Origin of the sequence: Frigoribacterium sp. NPDC087798 (genome assembly GCF_044742985.1) — a bacterium.
Lineage (GTDB): Bacteria > Actinomycetota > Actinomycetes > Actinomycetales > Microbacteriaceae > Frigoribacterium.
In genome coordinates, this window is record NZ_JBIUVP010000002.1 from 497,656 (window position 1) to 517,625 (window position 19,970).

Here is a 19,970-nt window from a genome sequence, read left to right on the forward strand (position 1 = left end):
CCGCACCGCGACTAGAGGGGGCGTGCTGCACGGAACGCGGTGCGCTGCATGACGGCGGGCGGCGGCTGGCGGACGGCGGGCGGCGGGCGGCGGGGTGGCGTGCGACGAGCGGGGCGCGGCATGCAGATACCGGCAGAGCGCGGGTCGGCCTCAGCGGTCGCGGGCGGCGGTGAGCAGCTCGCGTTCGTCGGCGGGCTCGAGCCCCGCGCCGTGGGGGCCGGCCGGGCCGGGACGCGAGAGTTCCCACGCGAGGACGTCGCGCAGCGTCTCGTCCACGGGGCGCGGCACGAGCCCGGCGGCCCGGCCCGCGCCTCCTGACCGGGCGCCGAAGCCCGCGTGCGTGGCGACGGGCACCCAGAGGGGCATCGACCGGGGCCCGGCCCACGGCCCGACCCCGTGTGCGTCGAGCCAGGCCTCGTCGACCGGTACGACCTCGCCCGTGTGCCCAGCGACCCGACGCGCCACCGCGAGGTGGTCGGCCAGCGACTGCCGATCACCCACCGCGTCGAACGTCCCCGAGAGACCTCGCTCGACGGACGCGACGATCCAGCTCGCCAGGTCCCGGACGTCGACCGGCTGCACGTCGAGGCCGGGCACGTCGGGCACGAGCACGGGATCGGGCTCCGAGGACGCGGCGGCCAGGGCGAAGCGCAGCGGCCACCAGCCCGTGCGGCCCGTGTGGTCGCCCGGTCCGCCGATGAGGCCCGCCCGGACGAGCAGTGACCGGTCGGCGCCGAACGCCTCGACGACGGCGCGCTCGCCCGCGACTTTCGACCCGCCGTAGTCCGACTCGTCGGCGTCGACGAGGGCCGCCGTCTCGTCCGCCCCGGTGGTCGCGGTGTCGGCGTAGACGCTGACGCTCGAGACGAAGACGAAGGAGGCGCTGGCCGGTTCGAGCACCGAGACGGCGTCACGCACGTGCGACGCGTCGCGGCTCAGGTCGACGACCGCGTCCCAGCGTCGTCCGCCCTCGAGCACGGCGTCGTACGCCCCGGGCGTGCGACGGTCGGCCCGGACGAACGCCGCGCCCTCGGGGACGTCGCCGGACGACCCGCGGGCGAGACACGTGACGTCGTGGCCGCCGGCGAGGGCGGCCTCGACGATCGTCCGACCGAGCCAGGCGGTGCCGCCGAGGATCAGCAGCCGCAGGGGGCGACGTGCCGAGGAGGTCGTGCCGGTCGGGCCCATGACGGCGTCAGAGACCGAGCTTGGCCTGGACGTCGGCGAGCGAGGGGTTCGTGGCCGTCGAGCCGTCGGGGTAGACGATCGTCGGCACGGTCTGGTTGCCGCCGTTGGCCTTCTCGACGATCTCGGCCGTGCCGGGGACCTCTTCGATGTTGACCTCGGTGAAGGCGATGCCCTGCTTGCCGAGTTGCTGCTTGAGGCGGGCGCAGTAGCCGCACCACGAGGTGCTGAACATGGTGATGGTGCCGGACTCGGGGACGTACGTGCTCGCGATGTCGCTCATGACCCCAGGTTAAGCCCGGTCGGCGGTGAGCGCCGGGGGAGTTGTCTGGGAGGCGTACCAGCACGCACCACGAAGGGAACACCATGGCAGACACGGTCGCCGACCAGATCATCGCCCAGCTCGTCACCGCCGGCGTCCGCCGGATCTACGGCATCGTCGGCGACAGCCTGAACCCGATCGTCGACGCCGTGCGTCGCACGGGCGGCTCGGCGAAGGGCGGGATCGACTGGATCCACGTCCGCAACGAGGAGGCCGCGGCGTTCATGGCCTCGGGCGATGCCCAGATGAGCGGCGAGCTCGCCGTCTGCGCCGGGTCGTGCGGCCCGGGCAACCTGCACCTCATCAACGGGCTCTACGACGCCAACCGCAGCCGTGCCAAGGTCCTGGCCATCGCCAGCCACATCCCGAGCACGATGATCGGCTCGGACTACTTCCAGGAGACCCACCCCGACCGCCTCTTCGTCGAGTGCTCGGGCTACAGCGAGATGATCTCGACGGCCGAGCAGTCGCCGATGGTCGTCGCCAGCGCGATCCGGCACACCCTGGCGGGCGAGGGCGTCAGCGTGATCACGCTGCCGGGCGACATCGCCGAACTCGACGCGGGTGGCAAGGTGCCCGCCTACGTCAGCGTCCGCCCGCCCGAGCTCGTGCCCGACCGGCACGACGTGCAGGCCCTGGCCGATGCCGTGAACCAGGCCGACACCGTCGCCTTCTTCGTCGGCGAGGGCGGTCGCGGGTCGCACGACGAGATCATCGCCCTGGCCGACCTCGTCGGTGCCCCGATCGGGCACAGCCTGCGGGGCAAGGACGTCATCCAGTACGACAACCCGTTCGACGTCGGCATGACCGGCCTGCTCGGCTACGGTGCCGCCCACGCCGGCATCCACGACGCCGACCTGCTCGTGCTGCTCGGCACCGACTTCCCGTACCCGCAGTTCCTGCCGGACGCCTCGACGGTCACCATCGCCCAGGTCGACGTCGACGCCGCCGTGATCGGTCGTCGCGCCGACGTGCAGGTGCCCGTCCACGGGGCGATCGCCCCGACGCTCCGGGCGCTCATGCCGCTCGTGACACGCAAGAAGAACCGCAGGTTCCTCGAGAAGACCCTCAAGAAGCACGAGAAGCTGATGACCGGCGCGGTCGGGGCGTACACGAAGAACGTCGATAAGATGCGGCCGATCCACCCCGAGTACGCGGCCTCGCTGCTCGACGAGGTCGCGGCCGACAACGCCATCTTCACGGCCGACACGGGCATGGGAAACGTCTGGGCCGCGCGCTACGTCACCCCGACCCCGCGGCGGCGCATCTTCGGCTCGTACCTGCACGGCTCGATGGCCAACGCCCTGCCGCACGCCCTCGGTGCGCAGATGGCCTACCCCGATCGCCAGGTCGTCTCGATCTCGGGCGACGGCGGGCTGTCCATGTTGATGGGCGAACTCGTCACGGCGCAGATGTACCAGCTGCCGGTGAAGATCGTCGTGTTCAACAACTCGACGCTCGGCCTCGTCAAGCTCGAGATGCTCGTCGACGGGTTCCCCGACTTCGGCGTCGACGTCCCCTACACGGACTACGCCGCCGTGGCACGCGCCATCGGCATCCACGCCGTCCACGTCGACGACCCCCGCGACCTCCGGGCGGCCTACGAGGCAGCCTTCGAACACGACGGTCCGGCGCTCGTCGACATCGCGACCGACCCGAAGGCGCTCTCGCTGCCCCCGACGATCACGGGCGCCCAGGTGAAGGGCTTCTCGCTCGCCATGTCGAAGATCGTCATGAACGGCGGCGCGGGCGAGGCCGTGGCCATGGCGCGGTCGAACCTGCGCAACGTGCCGCGTCCCTGAGGTCGACGCCGCGCCTCCTGCCCCCTCGCTGCCGAGGGCTCAGGAGGCGCGGCCCGCCACGCGGGGGACGCCTGGCGACCCTGCCCGCCCGGCTCAGCCGGCGGCGGGAGCGCTGCGTGCGGCGAGCCGGGCGACGGCCGCGAGCGGGATGTCGATCCAGTCCGGCCGGTTGCGGCTCTCGTAGATCGCCTCGTACACGGCCTTGTCGATCTCGAACGCGTCGAGCAGGGCGCGGGCGGCCCGGACGTCGACGCCGGACGAGGCGACGTACCCGTCGACGAACGCGCGGCGGGCGTCGTGCGCCCAGGCCGCGGCGTCCACCGGGACGGCCTCCTGCGCCAGCGAACCGGCCACGTAGTCGAACGACCGCAGCATGCCCGCGATGTCGCGGATCGGCAGGTCGGGGCGCGAGCGCTCGGGCATCGGCCGAAGGGGCTCGCCTTCGAAGTCGATGAGCATCCAGCCGCGCTCGGGCGAGAGCAGGGCCTGACCGAGGTGGAGGTCGCCGTGGATGCGCTGCAGGTCGGGCCAGTGCAGGTGCTCGGCCGCGTCGTAGACGGCTCCGATCGCGGCGGCGTGCTCGGCGATCTGCGGCACCTCGCGCGACGCGGTCGTGATGCGTCGACGCATGCTCGTCAGGGCCCCGGCGATCTCGTCGTCGCCCGCGGGGACCGTGCCCAGGTCGGCGGCGAGGGTCGCGTGGACCTCGGCCACGGCCACGCCGAGCGCGTGGGCCTCGGACGTGAAGTCGGTGCCGTCGGCCGCCGCCGTGAGGGCCACGCGCCAGGCGTCCTCGAGGCCGGGGAGGAACTCCTGCGAGAAGGCGAGGTGGCCGGTGGCCGTCCCGCCCTCGCGCCCGACGTCGGGCCAGGTCGCGCGCAACGAGCCGAACGACGAGGGGACGTGCGTCGACCCGCCACGGGTCAGGGCGGCCTGGGTGGTGACGTCCGGGTTGTCGCCGTGGTGCAGCACCCGGAAGACCTTCGCGATGACCTGGTCGACGGGGCCGCCCTCGACGTCGTAGACGATCGAGGTGTTCGACTGTTCGCCCGAGAGCACGCGCGAGCGACGCACCTGCCCGGGGTCGACGATTCGCGTGCCGTCGACCGTGACGTCGGCACCCACCACGTGCGCCTCGGCGGACATGGTGCGCAGCAACTCCCGGGCGTAGGCCGGGTCGTGGGGACCGTCGTAGAGGTAGCGTCCGTCGGCCGAGCCGATGAAGGCCGCGTCGCCGCCGGGCAGGGGGGTCGCGCGGCTGACGAGGGGCACCTGGTAGAGGACGGGGACGTCCGCCGCCTCGTCGATGATCAGCAGCGTCATGGTGAGGGCGTCGTCCACCTCGGCCTCGAACGATCCGATCACCCGCAGGGCGGGCGTTCGTCCCTTGGTCGCGTACCAGCGCTGACGCGCCATCCATCCGGCAAGAATCGGTGCCACATCGCTCATGCGACGACCCTACGCCGGGCCGCCCCGCGGGGTCCGGAGGGCCGGCCACCAGGCCTCCCGACTAGAACGGAGGCATGAGCCCCGCATCACCGCACCGCACCGAACAGACCGAGATCGAGCGCAAGTACGACGTCCACGAGAGCGCCGGGGTGCCCGATCTTGTCGGGGTGGGGAGCGACGCCGCCGAGGCGCTCGTCGTCGACGGCGTGGGGCACGACGACCCCGTCGAGCTCGCCGCGACCTACTGGGACACCGTCGACCACACGCTGCTCGGGGCCCGGACCACCTTGAGGAGGCGCGAGGGCGGTGGCGACGCGGGATGGCACCTCAAGCTGCCGCCGTCGGCCGGCACGACCGGGCGCCGCGAGGTCCACTGGCCGCTCGGCGACCCCGGCGAGCCCGTGCCGGACGCCCTGCGCCGGCTGGTCGAGGCGCGGCTGCGGGGCCGGCCGGTGCACCCCGTGCTCCGACTCGAGACGACGCGCACCGTGACCCGCCTGCTCGACGGCTCGGACCGCGAGCTGGCCGAACTCGCCGACGACGTCGTGCGGGCGTCGAACCCCGACACGGGCGTGTTGCGCACCTGGCGCGAATGGGAGGTCGAGCTCGCGCCGGGCGTCGACGAGGACGAGGGCGAGCGGCTGCTCGACGCGGTCGCGGAGCGGCTGGAGGCGGCCGGCGCGTCGCTCTCGTCGTCGAAGTCGAAGCTGGCCAGAGGGCTGGGCTCCGAATTCGCTGTGCCGGCAGCGTCGGGCGACGGCACCGGCGGGGCCGCCTCGACGGTCGTGCCTGCCCCGGCCACCCCGGCCCCGAAGAAGAAGTCCGCCGCGGCTTTCGTGGCGTCCGCCGCCACGGGTCTCCGTGACGACCTGCTCGCGGTCGACGCCGCCGTGCGCGACGGCCGGCCGGATGCGGTCCATCGGCTGCGGACCACGACCCGGCGACTGCGCGCCCTGCTGACCGTGTGGGACGGCGTCCTCGACCCCGGGCTCGCCGCCGCCGTCGTGGCGGGTGCCCGCCACGTCGGCCACGTCTCGGGTGCCGCTCGGGACGTCGAGGTGGCGCGAGGCCGGGTGGCGACCCGCGCCTCCTCGGCTCCGGAGGGCTTCGTGGCCGCCCAGGTCACGGGGCGGATCGACGCCCGGCTCGGCGAACGACTCGACGAGGCCGTCGGTGACGTGCGTCGCCTGCTCGACTCGGGCGCCTGGTTCGACCTGCTGGACGCGGTCGACGCGATCGTGGCGGCCCCGGCGACGGGGGACCACGCCACCGACCCGGCCGCCGACCTCTCGGCCGCGCGGCTGCGGGCTGAGCGGAAGCGGACGAGGCGGGCGGTCCGGGCAGGGCTGGCGGCCGTGGACGCGACGGACCGCGCAGGCGCCGTGGACGCGCTCCCGGTCCTGCACGACGCGCGGAAGGCCGCCCGACGACTGCGGTACGCCCTCGAGGCCGACCGTCCCCGCAGCGGATCAGGCCGCGGCCGGGCCCGCCGGGCCGAGGCCGTCCAGGACGCCCTCGGCGAGCACCGCGACGCCCTCGCGGCGGTGCGGACGATGCGCGAGGTCGCGACGCTCGCGAACCGGTCGGACGAGGACGCCTTCGGCTACGGCGTGCTGGCCACCCTCGAGTCCGCCCGTGCCGACGACGCCCTCCGCCGCTTCCGCCGCGCCGCCGCCGACCTCTGACGTCGGGACGCCGACCTCTGACGTCGGACCTAGGGCGCGGAAGGGGTCAGGCGGAGCGGCGGGCGAGCAGCGCCTCGAGCTTGCGCACGGTCGCGTCGTTCCGGGCCGTGACCGGAGTCGGCAGCCCCCGCCACCAGGCCGCCGGCACCCGCGAGGCGAGCACGCCTGCCGGCAGCCACTGGCGGACGGCGTCGGGCGAGACCACGATCTCTTCGTCGCCCAGGTCGACGTCGGGAGGCGCCACCCCGTCGAGCGCGCCCGGCACCTCGGCGAACGCGACCGACAGCAGCTTCGGCTCGCGCTCCTCGCGTCGGAGGGGGTTCGCCACGGCCAGCCGCGTGAAGCGCTCGGCGTCGAGCAGCACCAGGTCGGCGTCGACGCCGGTGGCCCGGGCGATCGCCGCCCGGAACCCGGCGGCGTCGTCGGCACCGAGCCGCGACGACGCCCCGAACACCAGGTTGCCGCTGTTGAGCAGCGTCTCGGGGCGCTCGAAGCCGAGGTCGGCGGCCACGCGCCGCAGGTCGGCCATGGCCACCCGTTTGGCCGTGCCGACGTTGACGCCCCGCAGCAGGGCGACGTGGTCCACGCTCGTCAGGCCCGCCCGAGGACGTCGAGGATCCACGCGATCTCGAACGCCCGCTCGCGCCAGGACTCGTACCGTCCGCTGACGCCGCCGTGCCCGGCCGACATCTCGGTCTTCAGCAGCACCGGGGCGTCGACCTCGCGCAGCCGCGCCACCCACTTGGCGGGTTCGACGTAGAGCACCCGGGTGTCGTTGATCGAGGTCACGGCGAGGATGCGCGGGTAGGTCACGTCGTCGCGCACGTTCTCGTACGGGCTGTAACCGCGCATGTACTCGTAGACCTCGGCGTCGTGCAGGGGGTCGCCCCACTCGTCCCACTCGATCACGGTGAGCGGCAGGTCGGGGTCGAGGATGCTCGTCAGGGCGTCGACGAACGGGACGGCCGCGACGATGCCGGCGAACCGGTCGGGGGCGATGTTCGCCACCGCGCCCATCAGCAGGCCGCCCGCGCTGCCGCCCTCGGCGACCATCAGCTCGGGGGTCGTGCGGCCCTCGGCGATCAGGTGGTCGGCGACGGCGACGAAGTCGGTGAAGGTGTTCTTCTTGGTGAGCGTCTTGCCGTCCTCGTACCAGGAGCGTCCCAGCTCGCCGCCGCCGCGGACGTGGGCGACCGCGAAGACGACTCCGCGGTCGAGCAGCGACAGGCGGGCGACGCTGAAGCCCGGATCGATGCTGTGCTCGTACGAGCCGTAGCCGTAGAGGTGCACGGGCGAGGGCCCCTCGGCGGGGACGGCGTCACGGCGCCAGACGAGCGAGACGGGCACGCGGGTGCCGTCGTTCGCCGTGGCCCACTCGCGGGCCTGGTCGTAGTCGGCCGGGTCGTAGCCGCCGAGCACGTTCTGGCGCTTGAGCAGGTGACGCTCGCCCGTGCGGACGTCGAGGTCGAAGACCGTCGACGGCGTGACGAACGAGGTGTACCCGAAGCGGACGGTCGGCTGGTGGAACTCCGGGTTGCCGCCCGCGCCGGCGGCGAACAGCGGCTCGTCGAAGCCGACCTCGGAGACCTCGCCGTAGCCGTCGGGACCGAGCGGCACGACCGCGAAGCGCGGCAGCGCGTCGCGGCGGTACTCGACCACGAGGTGGCCGGAGAACGCGTCGACGGACTCGAGCCGGACGGAGGCGCGGTGCTCGACGATCACGCGGCGGTCGGTCGTCGAGGTGGGGTCGTCGGCCGGCACGTCGACGAGCTCGAAGTTCTCGGCGCCGTCGTTGTGGACGATGAGCAGGCGGTCGCTGCCTGCGACGATCGCGTGCTCGACGTCGTACTCGACGCCCTCGCGGCGCGGCCAGACGACCCGGAACTCGCCGGTCGGGTCGGCCGCGTCGAGCAGCCAGGTCTCGCTCGTGATCTTCGACCCGACGTCGACGACGAGGTACTGGCGGCTGCGTGTGAGGCCCACCCCGATCCAGTAGCGGTCGTCGGTCTCGGTGAACACCGTGACGTCGTCGCCGGGCTGCCCGACCTCGTGACGCCAGATGGTGTCGGGGCGCCAGGACTCGTCGACGGTGGGGTAGAAGACGTAGCGACCGGTGGCGTCGAACAGGGCGCCGGCGGCCGTGCCGGTGACCACGTCGTCGAGGTCGCGGCCGGTCGCCAGGTCGCGGATGCGCAGCGTGTAGCGCTCGTCGCCCTCGACGTCGACCGCGTAGGCGAGCAGGGAGCCGTCGGGCGAGACGTCGAAGCTGCCGATCGAGAAGAAGTCGTGCCCCTCGGCCTCGGCGTTGCCGTCGAGCAGCACCTGCTCGCCCTCGGCGGCCTCGCCCGCCTCGATCGACGGGGGAGTCCAGTCGTCGGGCCCGGCGATCGGAGCGCGGCAGTGGATGCCGTACTGCTGCCCCTCGGCCGTGCGCGAGTAGTACCACCACGAGCCCTCACGGACCGGGACGCCCAGGTCGGTCTCTTGCACCCGGCCCTTGATCTCGTCGAAGACCGTCTGCCGCAGACCGGCGAGGTGGGCCGTCTCGGCCTCGGTGTGCGCGTTCTCGGCCTCGAGGTGCGCCACGACCTCGGGGTCGTCCTTGGCACGGAGCCACTCGTAGTCGTCGACGAAGTCGTGGCCGTGGTGCGACCGGGTGACGGGCTTCTGGGGGGCACGGGGAGCGGGAACGGAGGCCATCACCCGAGCCTAACGGCGGCTCAGACGGAGCGGTCGCTGGCCGTGATGCCGTTGAAGGCCGGCACCTCGGGGTACTCGTCCGAGGCGACGTGGACGTCGGCCGGGTCGGGCGCCTCGCCCTCGCGGGCCTCGTCGATCGCCTGCTCGGGGGTGCCGGCCTTCTCGGCGGCCGACTCGGAGTGCGTCCCGGGGACGGTGTACGTCGCGTCGACGTCGTGCCCGACCGGGTCGACCGTCTCGCTCGCGCCGGACGCGTCGTCGCGGGGGGTGGTGTCGGGGGCCGGGGTCTGGTCGCGGTCGCTCATGCGGGGGACGGTACCCGCGCCTCCTCGGTGACGTCCGGCCAGGCCGTCGGTCGTCGGCCGGCCCTGACGCGGGTCGGCGTCCGACCCGGCGGCGGTCAGTCGTCGACGGGCAGGACCGTGGTCGGCGCGCTCAACCCCTGGACGGTGGCGCCGAGGTGCGCCTCGCCGGGTTCGAGGTCGGAGATGGACCGGCGGTCAGAGCGCAGCCGCCTCACCGAGGCGTTGAGGCGCGCGTGCAGCTGCATGAGGTGCAGCCGATAGCGCTCGGGGGCGTCGTCGCTGTCGTCGAGGAAGGTGTTGCACGCCAGCGTCATCTCGTTGAGCACGGGCAGGGCCGACGAGCGAGGACGGAGCGCCCGTCGCGCTCGCCGGATCTCGCCCCGCAGGGCCGAGATCGAATGACGCGCCTGCTCGTAGACGGGGTCGAGGGCGCGGGGGTTGGGGCTGAGCCTCGGCGCCACCCGGCGCAGCACGCGCCGGAAGTGGATCTCGGTGATCAGCTCGTTGAGGGCCGACGCCTCGCGCCGCCGCGACTCGATCAGCCGCACGAGCAGGTTCGACGCGAACGCCGCCCCGGCACCCACGAAGGCACCCACGGTCACGGTCACGACGTCCCACCAGCTCATGGGGCCACGCTACGGCGGACCACCGACAGCCGGGTCGGGCGAGGCGCGGTCAGCGAGAGGCGTCGTCGAGCCGCCCCATGAGCGACCAGACGGCCCGTGACAGCTCGGGGTGCCACAACGCGATGGTGCGCAGGTAGCCGAGCTCGTCGGCGAGACCGAGCCCCGTCGCGGTCGGCACGCCGTCGGTGCCCAGGGCGTCGGCCCGCAGCGAGATGACGACCTGTTCGTCGACGGTGGGGAGCCCGGGGATCACGTCCCAGGGGTCCTCGCCGTTGCGGCAGCGCAGTTCGATCAGGGCGGAGAGCTCGTCGTGGGCCTCGGCGCGCAGCACCTCGAGGCTCCGGCCGGCGCCGCGGAACTCGGGCCCGGGGCGTCGCCTCCCGCTCGATCGTGCTTCGGACATGCCGACGAGCCTACGCGCGAGGCGTCGTGCGGTTCCCGGGGACGCGGCCCGCGCCTCCTGCCGTCCGCCGTCCCGCCGTCCGCCCTCCTGCCGTCCGCCCTGTGGGCGGGACGACAGCCGGTAGCCTTCCGGCATGCCGGTCTACCGCGTCTGCGTCGCCTACCTGTTGCGGGAGCACGAGGGGCGTCGGCAGGTCCTGCTGGGACGCAAGAAGCGCGGACTCGGCACGGGGCACTGGGTCGGCCTCGGGGGCAAGCTCGAGCCGGGCGAGGGCGTGCAGGAGGCGGTGGTCCGCGAGATCGCGGAGGAGAGCGGCGTCGAGGTGCTCGCGTCGGACCTCGACCGGAGGGGCGACCTGCTCTACCTCTTCCCGCACCGTGAGAGCTGGAGCCAGCGGTCGACGGTCTTCGTCGTCACCGCGTGGCGCGGCGACCCCGCCGAGAGTGACGAGCTGGTCCCACGGTGGTTCGACCTCGACGAGCTGCCCCTGGACGAGATGTGGGACGACGCGTCGCACTGGCTGCCCGGTGTGCTCGCCGGGGGACGGGTCGCCCGGACGTTCGTCTTCGCGGCCGACCTCGCGACGGTGGCCTCCGACGCGCCCCTGCCGCCGGAACACGCCGGCCCCTGAGGCGTTCCGGCCGGGGCGCCTGGCCCTCGCAGAGGGGGGCGCGGTGGCGCCGTGCTCCGCTTAGGGTCGGTTCCGAGACGGATCACGGGGAGATCCCCGCCGTCGGACGGATCTCACGGGGAGCGACATGACCAGCTACGACGGCCTGACCACGACCACGCTCCGGAGCCCGGCCCGCACCGCCGTGGCGCCCCGCCAGCTGTCGTTGCCGCTCTGGCTGCCCGCGGTGGCCTGGGCCCTCGGCCTCGTCGTCGTCGTGGTGGGGGCCGCCTTCGGCGGCGTCCTGCTGGCGCTCTCGAGCCTCGGCGTGGTCGCCCTCGTCGCGGGCATGGCCGCCACGGCCGCGCGGTGGCAGCGCATCGAACGCCTCGCGGCGATCGAGCTGGCCGAGCGACGTGCCTCGACCGCCGAGGCACGACTCGTCTGAGCCCGACACCCCGTCCCGCGGGGTCAGCGTCCGCGTCGGGTCCCGGTGCGCGACAGACCCGCGCGTACGAAGAAGTCGACGACGCCGGTGAGCACGGCACCGACGACCGCGAACCAGGCGTAGCCGACGAAGCGCGCCGCCACGTCGGGACCGCCCTGCGGTGCCAGCGTCACCGAGAGGACGTAGAGGACCCCGGCCGCGACGAGCAGCAGGACGGCGAGGGCGACGAGCAGGCGGTGCAGGGTGGTCGTGGTCACGAGCGTCGAGGGTACCGCCTCAGCGCGCGACGCCGTCCTCGCGCCTGGGGTGCCCCGACCCTGTGCGGTCGCTCGGGACGACGCGCACGGGTCGCGTCGCGAGCTCGTCGTTCTCGAGTCCGCCGGGTGCACCGAGGAACATGTCGCCCCGCTCGCCGGGGTCACCGAGGTCGTCGCGTTCGTCCGCCGGGATCGTGTTGATCGTGCCCGTGTCCGTCGCCACGAGGCCGTGGCGGGCGAGCACCTCGTCGCGCTCGGCGACGAGGAACTCGCGGTTCGCGTTCTGGGCGTCGGCGAACATCGTCGTGCGGCCGGACACGATGCGGGCGATGCGGCGGCTCTCCCACCAGCGCTTGCCGACGAGCATCAGCACGATGCCGAGAGCGGCGTAGCAGAGCATCATCGTCACGCCGCGGCCGTAGCCGGGGCCCACGCCGTAGAGCACGCGCTTGAGCATCTCGGTGATGCCGCTCCCGACCACGACGGCGTTGAGCCACGCGAACGGTTGGGGCATGAACCATGCGGGGTAGGCGGCGCCCGAGGACGGCATGGACAGGAAGACGAACACGATCATCGCGGGCAGGGCGACGAACCGTCCGACGAAGTAGCTGATGCCGTTGACCGCGAGGCCGATGGCGATGATCCAGGCCCAGGCGATGAAGAAGAGCGGCACGAAGTGCCCGTCGACGGCCCCGATCACCGGTCCGGCGAGGACGTTCGTCACGAGCGAGATCACGCCGCCGCCGACGCCGATCACCGTCATCCGGGTGCGGTGGCGGAGCGGGGCGCCCATCAGCCCGATGAACATCGCCACCATGTAGCCGCCGATGCACCACGAGAGCATGAGGTACATCGACACGGTGCCGTACTCGTCGTTCGCGGGCAGCGGTGCCAGGTCCGTGACGGTGGGCGTGACCCCCTGGGCCTCGAGCACGGGGGTGATCGTCGCCGGGATGAGGGCGGCGACCTGGTACTGGTGGGCGCTCGCGGTGTAGATCGTGGTCTCGGCCGGGTCGTAGGCCACGGCGACGCGTCCGGCGAGCACCGCCTCCTCGGCCTCGTCGGCGGAGCCGTAGGCGCGGACGTCGATCACGCCGGGGCGGGCGTCGTCGAGGCCCGTCTGCAGGTCGGCGGCGGCCGACGAGGACCCGACGACCGCGACGGGGACGTCGTGCGGGTGGGGGGCGTGGAAGGCCGCGATGTAGCAGAGGCAGAAGCCGACGATGAAGAACAGCGGCAGCCAGAGCTGCAGGCCGATCAGCTGCAGCGACGGGTGGAGGGTCGAGTACCAGCGACGGTACCGTCCGAGCTCGGGCTTGGGCGGCCCTCCCGCGTCGTCCGTGGTCGTCTGGTTCGTCGTGGTCGCCACGGTGCCGCGCCCTCCTGCTCTCGGTCGTGTTCCCGTCTCGTCGCCGGTGCCGCTCACGATACGCCGCGGCGGCGTCACGACCTCGTGCTCGTGAAGGCCGAGGTGTCCATGGCGAGCTCCTCGGCGTCGAGCCCGAGCAGCACGCGCCTCATGACCTCCTCGTCGAGGGCCCCGGCGTCGCGCTCGCGCAGCACCACCTCGCGGCGTTTGGCGAGCAGCTCGCGTCGGATCGAGCCGAGCGCCTGGGGCGCCGCTCGACGGCGGGCGCGCTGGGCGGCCGTCGCCCCCGAGACGTCCCGTTCGTCGGCGTCGTCGACGGCCGTGCGCTGCAGCGCCTCGTTCTGCCGCAGCAGCCGCGTCGTCGCGAGCAGGACGGCGCGTTCGGTGAGCTCGGGACCCCAGCGCTTCTCCCAGTCGGCACGCCGTTCCGCGACGTAGGCCATGGTCTCGTCCGTGCTCGTCGCGAAGACCGCCAGCTCGGCGGCGAGGTCACGGTCGCGCTGCGTGTCGTCCCGGACGCCGAGCACCCTGATGACGACCGGCAGCGTGAGCCCCTGCAGCAGCAGGGTGCCGACCGTGACGATGAACGCGATGAGGAACATGGTGTCGCGCGCCGGCACGGGGATGCTCGACTCGGTGACGGCCGGGATCGACACGGCGGCGGCGAGGGTCACCACGCCCCGCATGCCGGTCCACGAGATGACGCTCAGCTGTCGCCAGTCCATGCGGGGTTGCGGGTGGTAGCGCACCGTCCGCAGAGCCGGCGCCCGCCGCAGCCGGCGGAGCGCGGGCACCCGGCGAAGCTTCCGCAGCACCGTCGAGAGGAAGAGGTACCGGCCGGCACGGGCCGCGTGGTAGGTGCCGAACACGAAGACCGGGCGCACGAGGACGACCACGGCGAGGACGGCGAGGGCGACGCCGACGCTCTGTCCGAGGCCGCGCTCGCTCTCGCTGACGTCGAGCACGACGGCACGCAGCTGGAGGCCGATCAGGGCGAACACGAACCCTTCGAGGACGACGTCGGCGGCAGACCAGAACGGGCGCTCCTGCAGCCGGGTCGCGTAGCCCGTGCGGGGCGAGTTGAAACCGACGTAGAGGCCCGCGGCCACGACCGCCAGCACGCCGGAGCCGCTCAGCTCCTCGGCGGCGATGTACGCGATGAACGGCAGCAGCAGGCCGATGACGTTCTCGACCACGGGGTCGTCGATCCGCATGCGCACGCGGTGGGCGACGAAGCCGAGGACCAGACCGACTGCGACGCCGACGCCGATCGCGAGGCCGAAGATGCCGAGGTCGTCCCAGAGCGTGAGGCTGGCACCGCCCACGATCGCCAGGAACACCTTGACCAGGGTGAGCGACGCGGCGTCGTTGATCAGGCTCTCGCCCGACAGCACGGTCATCACCTTGCGCGGCAGACCGAGCTTCCGGCCGATGGCGGCCGCCGACACGGCGTCGGGAGGCGCGACCACCGCCCCGACGAGGAGGGCGGCCGGAAGGGTCATGTCGGGGATCATCACGTAGGCGACGCCCCCGACGGCGAAGGCCGTCACGATCACGGCACCGACCCCCAGCCGGGCGATCTGCACGCGGCTCTCCCGGAAGTTCAGCAGCGAGACGTCAAGGGCGGCCGAGTAGAGCAGCGGCGGCAGGACCACGGTCAGGATGACCTCGGAGTCGATCTCGATGTCGGGCACGCCGGGGATCAACGACACGAGCAGGGCGACGCCCACGGTCAGCAGGGGGGCGGGCAGGCCCCGCCAGCGGGCGAAGGCGGTCACGACGAGCGACCCGGTCAAGATGATCAGCAGCTCGCCGAGTTCCATGTGAGCCGGGCTCCGTCCAGTCGTCGGGGCAGCCATGCGATGTGCATCGACTGCAAAGTCCCGACCATCCTCCCAGGCACCCCCTAGGAGAACGTCGGGTGAACGGCCACGGTCGACCGTCCGACCACCCGTAGCATCGCTCCGTGACCGCACAGCCCCGGGCGACCGTCCCGGCCCCCGACCTCGTCCGCACCACCCGCTCGGGCGAGGTCCGCGGCGTGCGGGAGCGCGGCGTGCTCGCCTGGCGCGGCATCCCCTTCGCCGCACCACCCGTGGGGCGCCTCCGTTTCCGGGCCCCCGAGGCGCCGGCGGCGTGGACGGGCGTCCGCGACGCCGGCCGGTTCGGACCCGCGGCCCCGCAGGACCGCGTGCAGTTCGTGGGCGTCGACGCCACCACCCCGCTCAGCGAGGACTGCCTGACGGTCAACGTGGTCGCACCGGAGGGCACGGCACCGGGTGACGGCCTGCCCGTCCTCGTGTTCGTCCACGGAGGCGCGTACAGCGTGGGGTCGTCGAGGGAGTTCCCGAGACAGGGCGAGACGCTCGTCCGTGAGGGCGGCATCGTCTACGTGAGCCTGAACTACCGGCTGGGCGCCTTCGGCTACCTGGACTTCAGCCACTGGGCGACCGAGGACCGCCCGTTCGACTCGAACCTCGGGCTGCGCGACCAGGTCGCCGCCCTCGAGTGGGTCCGCGACAACGTCGCCGCGTTCGGCGGAAACCCCGGCCGGGTCACCGTGTCGGGCGAGAGCTCCGGCGGCAACGCCGTGACGACCCTCATGACGGTGCCGCGCGCTCGCGGCCTCTTCCGGGGGGTCGTCGCCCAGAGCGCACCGCCGAACGCCATCTACCCGCCGGACGTGACGCGGCGTTGGGCGGGCGAGTTCCTCGAGCTGCTCGCCCACGACCTGCGCGATGACGACCTCGAGGCCACGAGCGTCGACGACGCGGCGACGATGCTCGCCGAGGCACCGACGACGGCGATCGTCCGGGCCGCCAGCCGGTTGCAGTTGCGCACCCCGGACGAGGACCCGGGGACGATCTGCTTCAGCCCGGTCATCGACGGCGACTTCCTGCCCGAACGCCCGCTCGACGCCTTCAAGGCGGGCCGGGCCCACCCGGTGCCGCTGATCATCGGCACGAACGACCGCGAGGGGTCGGTGTTCACCGGCCGCCGCGACATCCTCGCCACGACGAAGCCCCGCATCCGGGCCATCTTCGCCGCGACCGAGAAGAAGGCCCGGAAGGCGATCAAGAAGCACTACCCGGGGCTGCCCGCCCGCCCGGCCGCCCTCGACTTCGGCGGTGACTACGCGTTCTGGTTCCCGAGCGTCAAGGTGGCCGAGCGGCACGCGGTCCACCAGCCGGTCCGGTTCTACCGCTTCGACGCCACGACGCGCATCCTCCGCACGGTCGGGGTCGACGCGTTCCACGGTCTCGAGCTCTGGGCGATCTACGACCGCATGGGCTCCGCGTTCGGGTGGGCGATGAGCCTCCTCGGCGGCCGTCGGGCGTTCCTGCGCACGGCGGCGCGGACGCGTTCCCGCTGGCTCGAGTTCGTCCGCACCGGGGCGGTCGCCGACTGGCCGACTTACGACCCGCACCGCCGACGCACCCTCATCATCGACGCCCGCGACCGCGTCGAGCACGATCCGCGGGGCGAACGGCGCCGGGCCTGGCAGGACTTCGTCCCGCACGTGTGAGCCGCGCCCCGGCCGCGCGACGGTCCGCGTCACCCGCCGTTCACCGGGATGTACCCCGCAGGTCACCACCGAGTTGACCCGCGTCCACCCACCTGTGACACTCAGGCCGGTGGACATCACACTCATCGTCGTCCTGGTCATCGCGCTGGCTCTCTTCTTCGACTTCACGAACGGGTTCCACGACACGGCCAACGCCATGGCGACCCCGATCGCGACCGGCGCGATGAAGCCCAAGGTCGCCGTCACGGTGGCCGCGATCCTCAACCTCGTCGGCGCCTTCCTCAGCACCGAGGTCGCGAAGACCGTCTCCGGCGGCATCATCCGCGAAGGGGACGGCGGGGTGCAGATCACCCCCGAGATGATCTTCGCGGGCCTCATCGGCGCCGTCGTCTGGAACATGTTCACGTGGTTGCGGGGGTTGCCCTCGAGCTCCTCGCACGCCTTGTTCGGCGGGTTGATCGGTGCGGCGATCGTCGGTGCCGGCATGGGGTCGGTGGACTTCGGCGTCGTGCTGTCGAAGGTCGTGCTGCCTGCCCTGCTCGCGCCGTTGATCGCCGGCGTCGTGGGGTACACCGCCACACGGCTCGCCTACACGATCACCCGACGCCGTGACGACAAGAGCGAGCGCGGCGGGTTCCGCTACGGCCAGATCTTCACGTCGTCGCTGGTCGCCCTCGCGCACGGCACGAACGACGCGCAGAAGACCATGGGCGTCATCACGCTCACGCTCATCGCGGGTGGGCTGCTCACGCCCGACTCCGGCCCGCCGTTCTGGGTGGTCGTCGTCTGCGCGTTCGCCATCGCCCTGGGCACCTACACCGGCGGCTGGCGCATCATCCAGACCATGGGCGGCGGTCTGACCGAGGTCAAGCCCACCCAGGGCTTCTCGGCCGAGGCGTCGACGACCGCGACCGTGCTGGCCTCCAGCCACCTGGGCTTCGCGCTGTCGACGACGCAGGTCGCGAGCGGCTCGATCATCGGTGCCGGGCTCGGACGCCGCGGCTCGAAGATCCAGTGGGGCACCGCCGGCAAGATCGTCGTCGCCTGGTTCATCACGTTGCCCGCCTCGGCGGCGGTCGGCGCCGTCGCGGCCCTGATCGCCACGCTCGGCGTCACGGGGCTCGTGATCGACGCCGCCGTCGGTGCCGTCGTCATCGCGGGCATCTTCGTCATCTCCCGCCGCCGGCCGCACGACCAGGGCTCGGCCATCGAGGTCGACGTCGCCGCCACCTCGGTGCTCTCGCGTCGCCGTGCCCGACGAGCCGTCCGCAAGGGTCGCGTCGACACGCCCGCGTCCGGGGTCGAGGCCCCGTTCGTCCGCATGGACGACCCACCCGAGCCCGTCCCCGCCCCCCGGGGTCCGGTCCCGACCGACGACGAGGTGCGCTGATGATCGACTGGTCCGCCTTCCTCGTGGTCGCGCTCGTCGCGCTCTTCTCCGCGGCCGCACTCGTCTCGCTCTACTCGCTGGGCCTGCGCCTCCTGACCGTCGAGGGCCGCACGCCCGTCCGCACCGCCGCGGGGTACGCCTGCTTCGTCGTCTGCGCCCTCGGCGTGCTGTACGGCATCTACCTCATCGTCCCGGGCTTCCACCGCTGACCCTCGGCCACCCCGGCTCGTCTCGTCCCCAGGTCGGGACCCTCTCGGACGGCCGCCCCGCGCCTCCTCGGGCACGACCCGTCCGCGGTCCCGCCGGTAGGCTCGACGGAAGCGTCCGGTCGACGACGACCGGGCCCCGACTGACGACGGAGGCTCACCACACGTGACGACCGAGACAGCAGCACCGACACGCACCGAGACCGATTCGTTGGGCAGCCGCGAGGTGCCCGCCGACGTCTACTGGGGCATCCACACCGCCCGGGCGCTCGAGAACTTCCCGATCTCGCAGCGGCCGATCTCGGTCTATCCCGACCTCGTCACGGCCCTCGCCCTCGTGAAGCAGGCGGCGGCCCGCGCCAACGTCGAGATCGGCGTGCTCGACCCGGTCAAGGCCGAGGCCATCGAACGCGCCTGCGAAGAGATCCGCGGGGGCGCGCTGCACGACCAGTTCGCCGTCGGGGTCATCCAGGGCGGCGCCGGCACGTCCACCAACATGAACAGCAACGAGGTCATCGCCAACCGCGCCCTCGAGCTGCTCGGCCACGCCAAGGGCGAGTACCGCCACCTGCACCCGATCGACGACGTCAACCGCAGCCAGAGCACCAACGACACCTACCCCACCTCGATCAAGATCGCGATGGTGCTCACCCTGCGCCGCCTCCTGGTCGAGCTCGACCTGCTCGCCGACTCGTTCGCCGCCAAGGGCGCCGAGTTCCACGACGTGCTCAAGGTCGGCCGCACCCAGTTGCAGGACGCCGTGCCCATGACCCTCGGGCAGGAGTTCACGGGCTTCGCGCACACCCTGGCCGAGGACGTCCAGCGTCTGCGCGACGTCGTGCCGCTGCTCGGTGAGATCAACCTCGGCGCCACGGCCATCGGCACGGGCATCACGGCGGACCCGCTCTACGCCGACGCCGTCCGGCGACACCTCAGCACGCTCTCGGGCATGGACCTCGTCACGGCCCCCGACCTCATCGAGGCGACGAGCGACACCGGCGTCTTCATGACGCTGAGCGGTGCCCTGAAGCGCAGCGCGATCAAGCTGTCGAAGATCTGCAACGACCTGCGGCTGCTCTCGTCCGGTCCGCAGGCCGGCATCAGCGAGATCACGCTGCCGCCGCGCCAGGCGGGGTCCTCGATCATGCCGGGCAAGGTGAACCCGGTGATCCCCGAGGTGGTCAACCAGGTCGCGTTCTCGGTGGCGGGGGCCGACGTGACGGTCACGATGGCCGCCGAGGCCGGGCAGCTCCAGCTCAACGCGTTCGAGCCCGTCATCACCCACTCGGTCATGCAGAGCCTGCAGTGGATGACCTACGCCTGCCAGACCCTGCGGATCAACTGCGTCGACGGGATCGAGGCGAACCGCGCCCGCCTGACCCAGCAGGTCGAGACGAACGTCGGCAGCGTCACGGCGCTCACGCCCTACATCGGCTACACGGCGGCGGCGGCCATCGCCCACACGGCGCTGACGACGAACGCGGCGATCGCGCCCCTCGTCGTCGCGGCCGGCCTCATGACCGACGAGCAGGTGCGCAAGGTGCTCTCGCCCGCCCGACTCTCGGGGCTCGCGCCGATCACGAGCGCCATCACCGTCATCGACGTCGAGGACCCCGCCGCGGCGGTGGCCCGGGCGGCCAACACGACGGGCGCCCGCAACCCGGGCGACGAGACCGCCGGCTGACGC

19 protein-coding genes are annotated in these 19,970 nt (G+C 72.9%); 8 read left to right on the forward strand and 11 right to left on the reverse strand.

The genetic code is table 11. The features are described from left to right. Positions 1-150: 150 nt before the first annotated feature. Together ACIOSR_RS09325 and ACIOSR_RS09330 are read right to left on the reverse strand one after the other, a co-directional pair. Positions 151-1,188 (reverse strand): NAD-dependent epimerase/dehydratase family protein, encoded by a 1,038-nt coding sequence (locus tag ACIOSR_RS09325; protein ID WP_402752446.1) that lies wholly within the window; start codon positions 1,186-1,188, stop codon positions 151-153. A 7-nt stretch (positions 1,189-1,195) separates the two neighbouring features. Beyond that, the gene (locus ACIOSR_RS09330) at positions 1,196-1,468 is read right to left on the reverse strand and encodes a mycoredoxin (RefSeq protein WP_056048200.1); all 273 of its coding nucleotides are present in this window, start codon (positions 1,466-1,468) and stop codon (positions 1,196-1,198) included. Positions 1,469-1,551: 83 nt separating this feature from the next. Between ACIOSR_RS09330 and ACIOSR_RS09335 the strand changes: the two genes are divergently transcribed. Continuing rightward, positions 1,552-3,309, forward strand: coding sequence for a pyruvate dehydrogenase (locus tag ACIOSR_RS09335; RefSeq protein WP_402752447.1), 1,758 nt, complete (start codon positions 1,552-1,554; stop codon positions 3,307-3,309). A 93-nt stretch (positions 3,310-3,402) separates the two neighbouring features. On the opposite strand, the gene ACIOSR_RS09340 is transcribed toward ACIOSR_RS09335, so the two are convergent. Continuing rightward, on the reverse strand, positions 3,403-4,758 hold the full coding sequence (locus tag ACIOSR_RS09340; RefSeq protein WP_402752448.1) for a hypothetical protein: 1,356 nt from the start codon (positions 4,756-4,758) through the stop codon (positions 3,403-3,405). 74 nt (positions 4,759-4,832) lie between these two features. Here ACIOSR_RS09340 and ACIOSR_RS09345 point away from each other — a divergent pair, with 74 nt between their 5' ends. Further along, positions 4,833-6,443, forward strand: a complete 1,611-nt coding sequence (locus ACIOSR_RS09345) for a CHAD domain-containing protein (RefSeq protein WP_402752449.1) — start codon at positions 4,833-4,835, stop codon at positions 6,441-6,443. Between the two features lie 46 nt (positions 6,444-6,489). Here ACIOSR_RS09345 and ACIOSR_RS09350 read toward each other — a convergent pair whose 3' ends face one another. From ACIOSR_RS09350 to ACIOSR_RS09370, 5 genes are all read right to left on the reverse strand, one after another. Further along, the gene (locus tag ACIOSR_RS09350) at positions 6,490-7,029 is read right to left on the reverse strand and encodes a DUF1697 domain-containing protein (protein ID WP_402752450.1); all 540 of its coding nucleotides are present in this window, start codon (positions 7,027-7,029) and stop codon (positions 6,490-6,492) included. Between the two features lie 5 nt (positions 7,030-7,034). Further along, positions 7,035-9,143, reverse strand: coding sequence for a S9 family peptidase (locus ACIOSR_RS09355; RefSeq protein WP_402752451.1), 2,109 nt, complete (start codon positions 9,141-9,143; stop codon positions 7,035-7,037). A 20-nt stretch (positions 9,144-9,163) separates the two neighbouring features. After that, a complete protein-coding gene (locus tag ACIOSR_RS09360; RefSeq protein WP_402752452.1) occupies positions 9,164-9,448 on the reverse strand; it encodes a hypothetical protein in 285 nt (94 codons plus the stop codon). Positions 9,449-9,543: 95 nt separating this feature from the next. After that, entirely contained in the window at positions 9,544-10,074 is a 531-nt protein-coding gene (locus ACIOSR_RS09365) for a hypothetical protein (RefSeq protein ID WP_402752453.1), read from the reverse strand. Positions 10,075-10,123: 49 nt separating this feature from the next. Then, positions 10,124-10,477 carry a hypothetical protein gene (locus ACIOSR_RS09370; RefSeq protein ID WP_043596433.1) on the reverse strand — a complete coding sequence of 118 codons (354 nt, stop codon included), beginning with the start codon at positions 10,475-10,477 and terminating at the stop codon, positions 10,124-10,126. Between the two features lie 133 nt (positions 10,478-10,610). Here ACIOSR_RS09370 and ACIOSR_RS09375 point away from each other — a divergent pair, with 133 nt between their 5' ends. Then, positions 10,611-11,108, forward strand: a complete 498-nt coding sequence (locus ACIOSR_RS09375; protein ID WP_402752454.1) for an 8-oxo-dGTP diphosphatase — start codon at positions 10,611-10,613, stop codon at positions 11,106-11,108. Between the two features lie 127 nt (positions 11,109-11,235). Then, positions 11,236-11,535, forward strand: coding sequence for a hypothetical protein (locus ACIOSR_RS09380; protein ID WP_056048172.1), 300 nt, complete (start codon positions 11,236-11,238; stop codon positions 11,533-11,535). 23 nt (positions 11,536-11,558) lie between these two features. Here the strand turns inward: ACIOSR_RS09380 and ACIOSR_RS09385 are convergent, their stop codons facing one another. The 3 genes from ACIOSR_RS09385 to ACIOSR_RS09395 all read right to left on the reverse strand — a co-directional run bounded on the left by ACIOSR_RS09385 (position 11,559) and on the right by ACIOSR_RS09395 (position 14,984). After that, positions 11,559-11,792 (reverse strand): hypothetical protein, encoded by a 234-nt coding sequence (locus tag ACIOSR_RS09385; protein ID WP_173152398.1) that lies wholly within the window; start codon positions 11,790-11,792, stop codon positions 11,559-11,561. 19 nt (positions 11,793-11,811) lie between these two features. Further along, the gene (locus ACIOSR_RS09390) at positions 11,812-13,161 is read right to left on the reverse strand and encodes an ABC transporter permease (protein WP_402752455.1); all 1,350 of its coding nucleotides are present in this window, start codon (positions 13,159-13,161) and stop codon (positions 11,812-11,814) included. A 74-nt stretch (positions 13,162-13,235) separates the two neighbouring features. Next, a complete protein-coding gene (locus ACIOSR_RS09395; RefSeq protein WP_402752456.1) occupies positions 13,236-14,984 on the reverse strand; it encodes a cation:proton antiporter in 1,749 nt (582 codons plus the stop codon). 143 nt (positions 14,985-15,127) lie between these two features. Here ACIOSR_RS09395 and ACIOSR_RS09400 point away from each other — a divergent pair, with 143 nt between their 5' ends. From ACIOSR_RS09400 to ACIOSR_RS09415, 4 genes are all read left to right on the forward strand, one after another. After that, positions 15,128-16,687: a carboxylesterase/lipase family protein gene (locus tag ACIOSR_RS09400; RefSeq protein ID WP_402752457.1), complete on the forward strand. Its 1,560-nt coding sequence runs from the start codon at positions 15,128-15,130 to the stop codon at positions 16,685-16,687. 109 nt (positions 16,688-16,796) lie between these two features. Then, positions 16,797-18,077, forward strand: coding sequence for an inorganic phosphate transporter (locus ACIOSR_RS09405; protein WP_173152389.1), 1,281 nt, complete (start codon positions 16,797-16,799; stop codon positions 18,075-18,077). Then, a complete protein-coding gene (locus ACIOSR_RS09410) occupies positions 18,077-18,286 on the forward strand; it encodes a hypothetical protein (RefSeq protein ID WP_056048161.1) in 210 nt (69 codons plus the stop codon). Before ACIOSR_RS09405 ends, ACIOSR_RS09410 begins: the two co-directional genes overlap by 1 nt. Before the next feature lie 163 nt (positions 18,287-18,449). After that, positions 18,450-19,967, forward strand: a complete 1,518-nt coding sequence (locus ACIOSR_RS09415) for an aspartate ammonia-lyase (protein WP_056048158.1) — start codon at positions 18,450-18,452, stop codon at positions 19,965-19,967. The last annotated feature ends 3 nt before the right edge of the window (positions 19,968-19,970 follow it).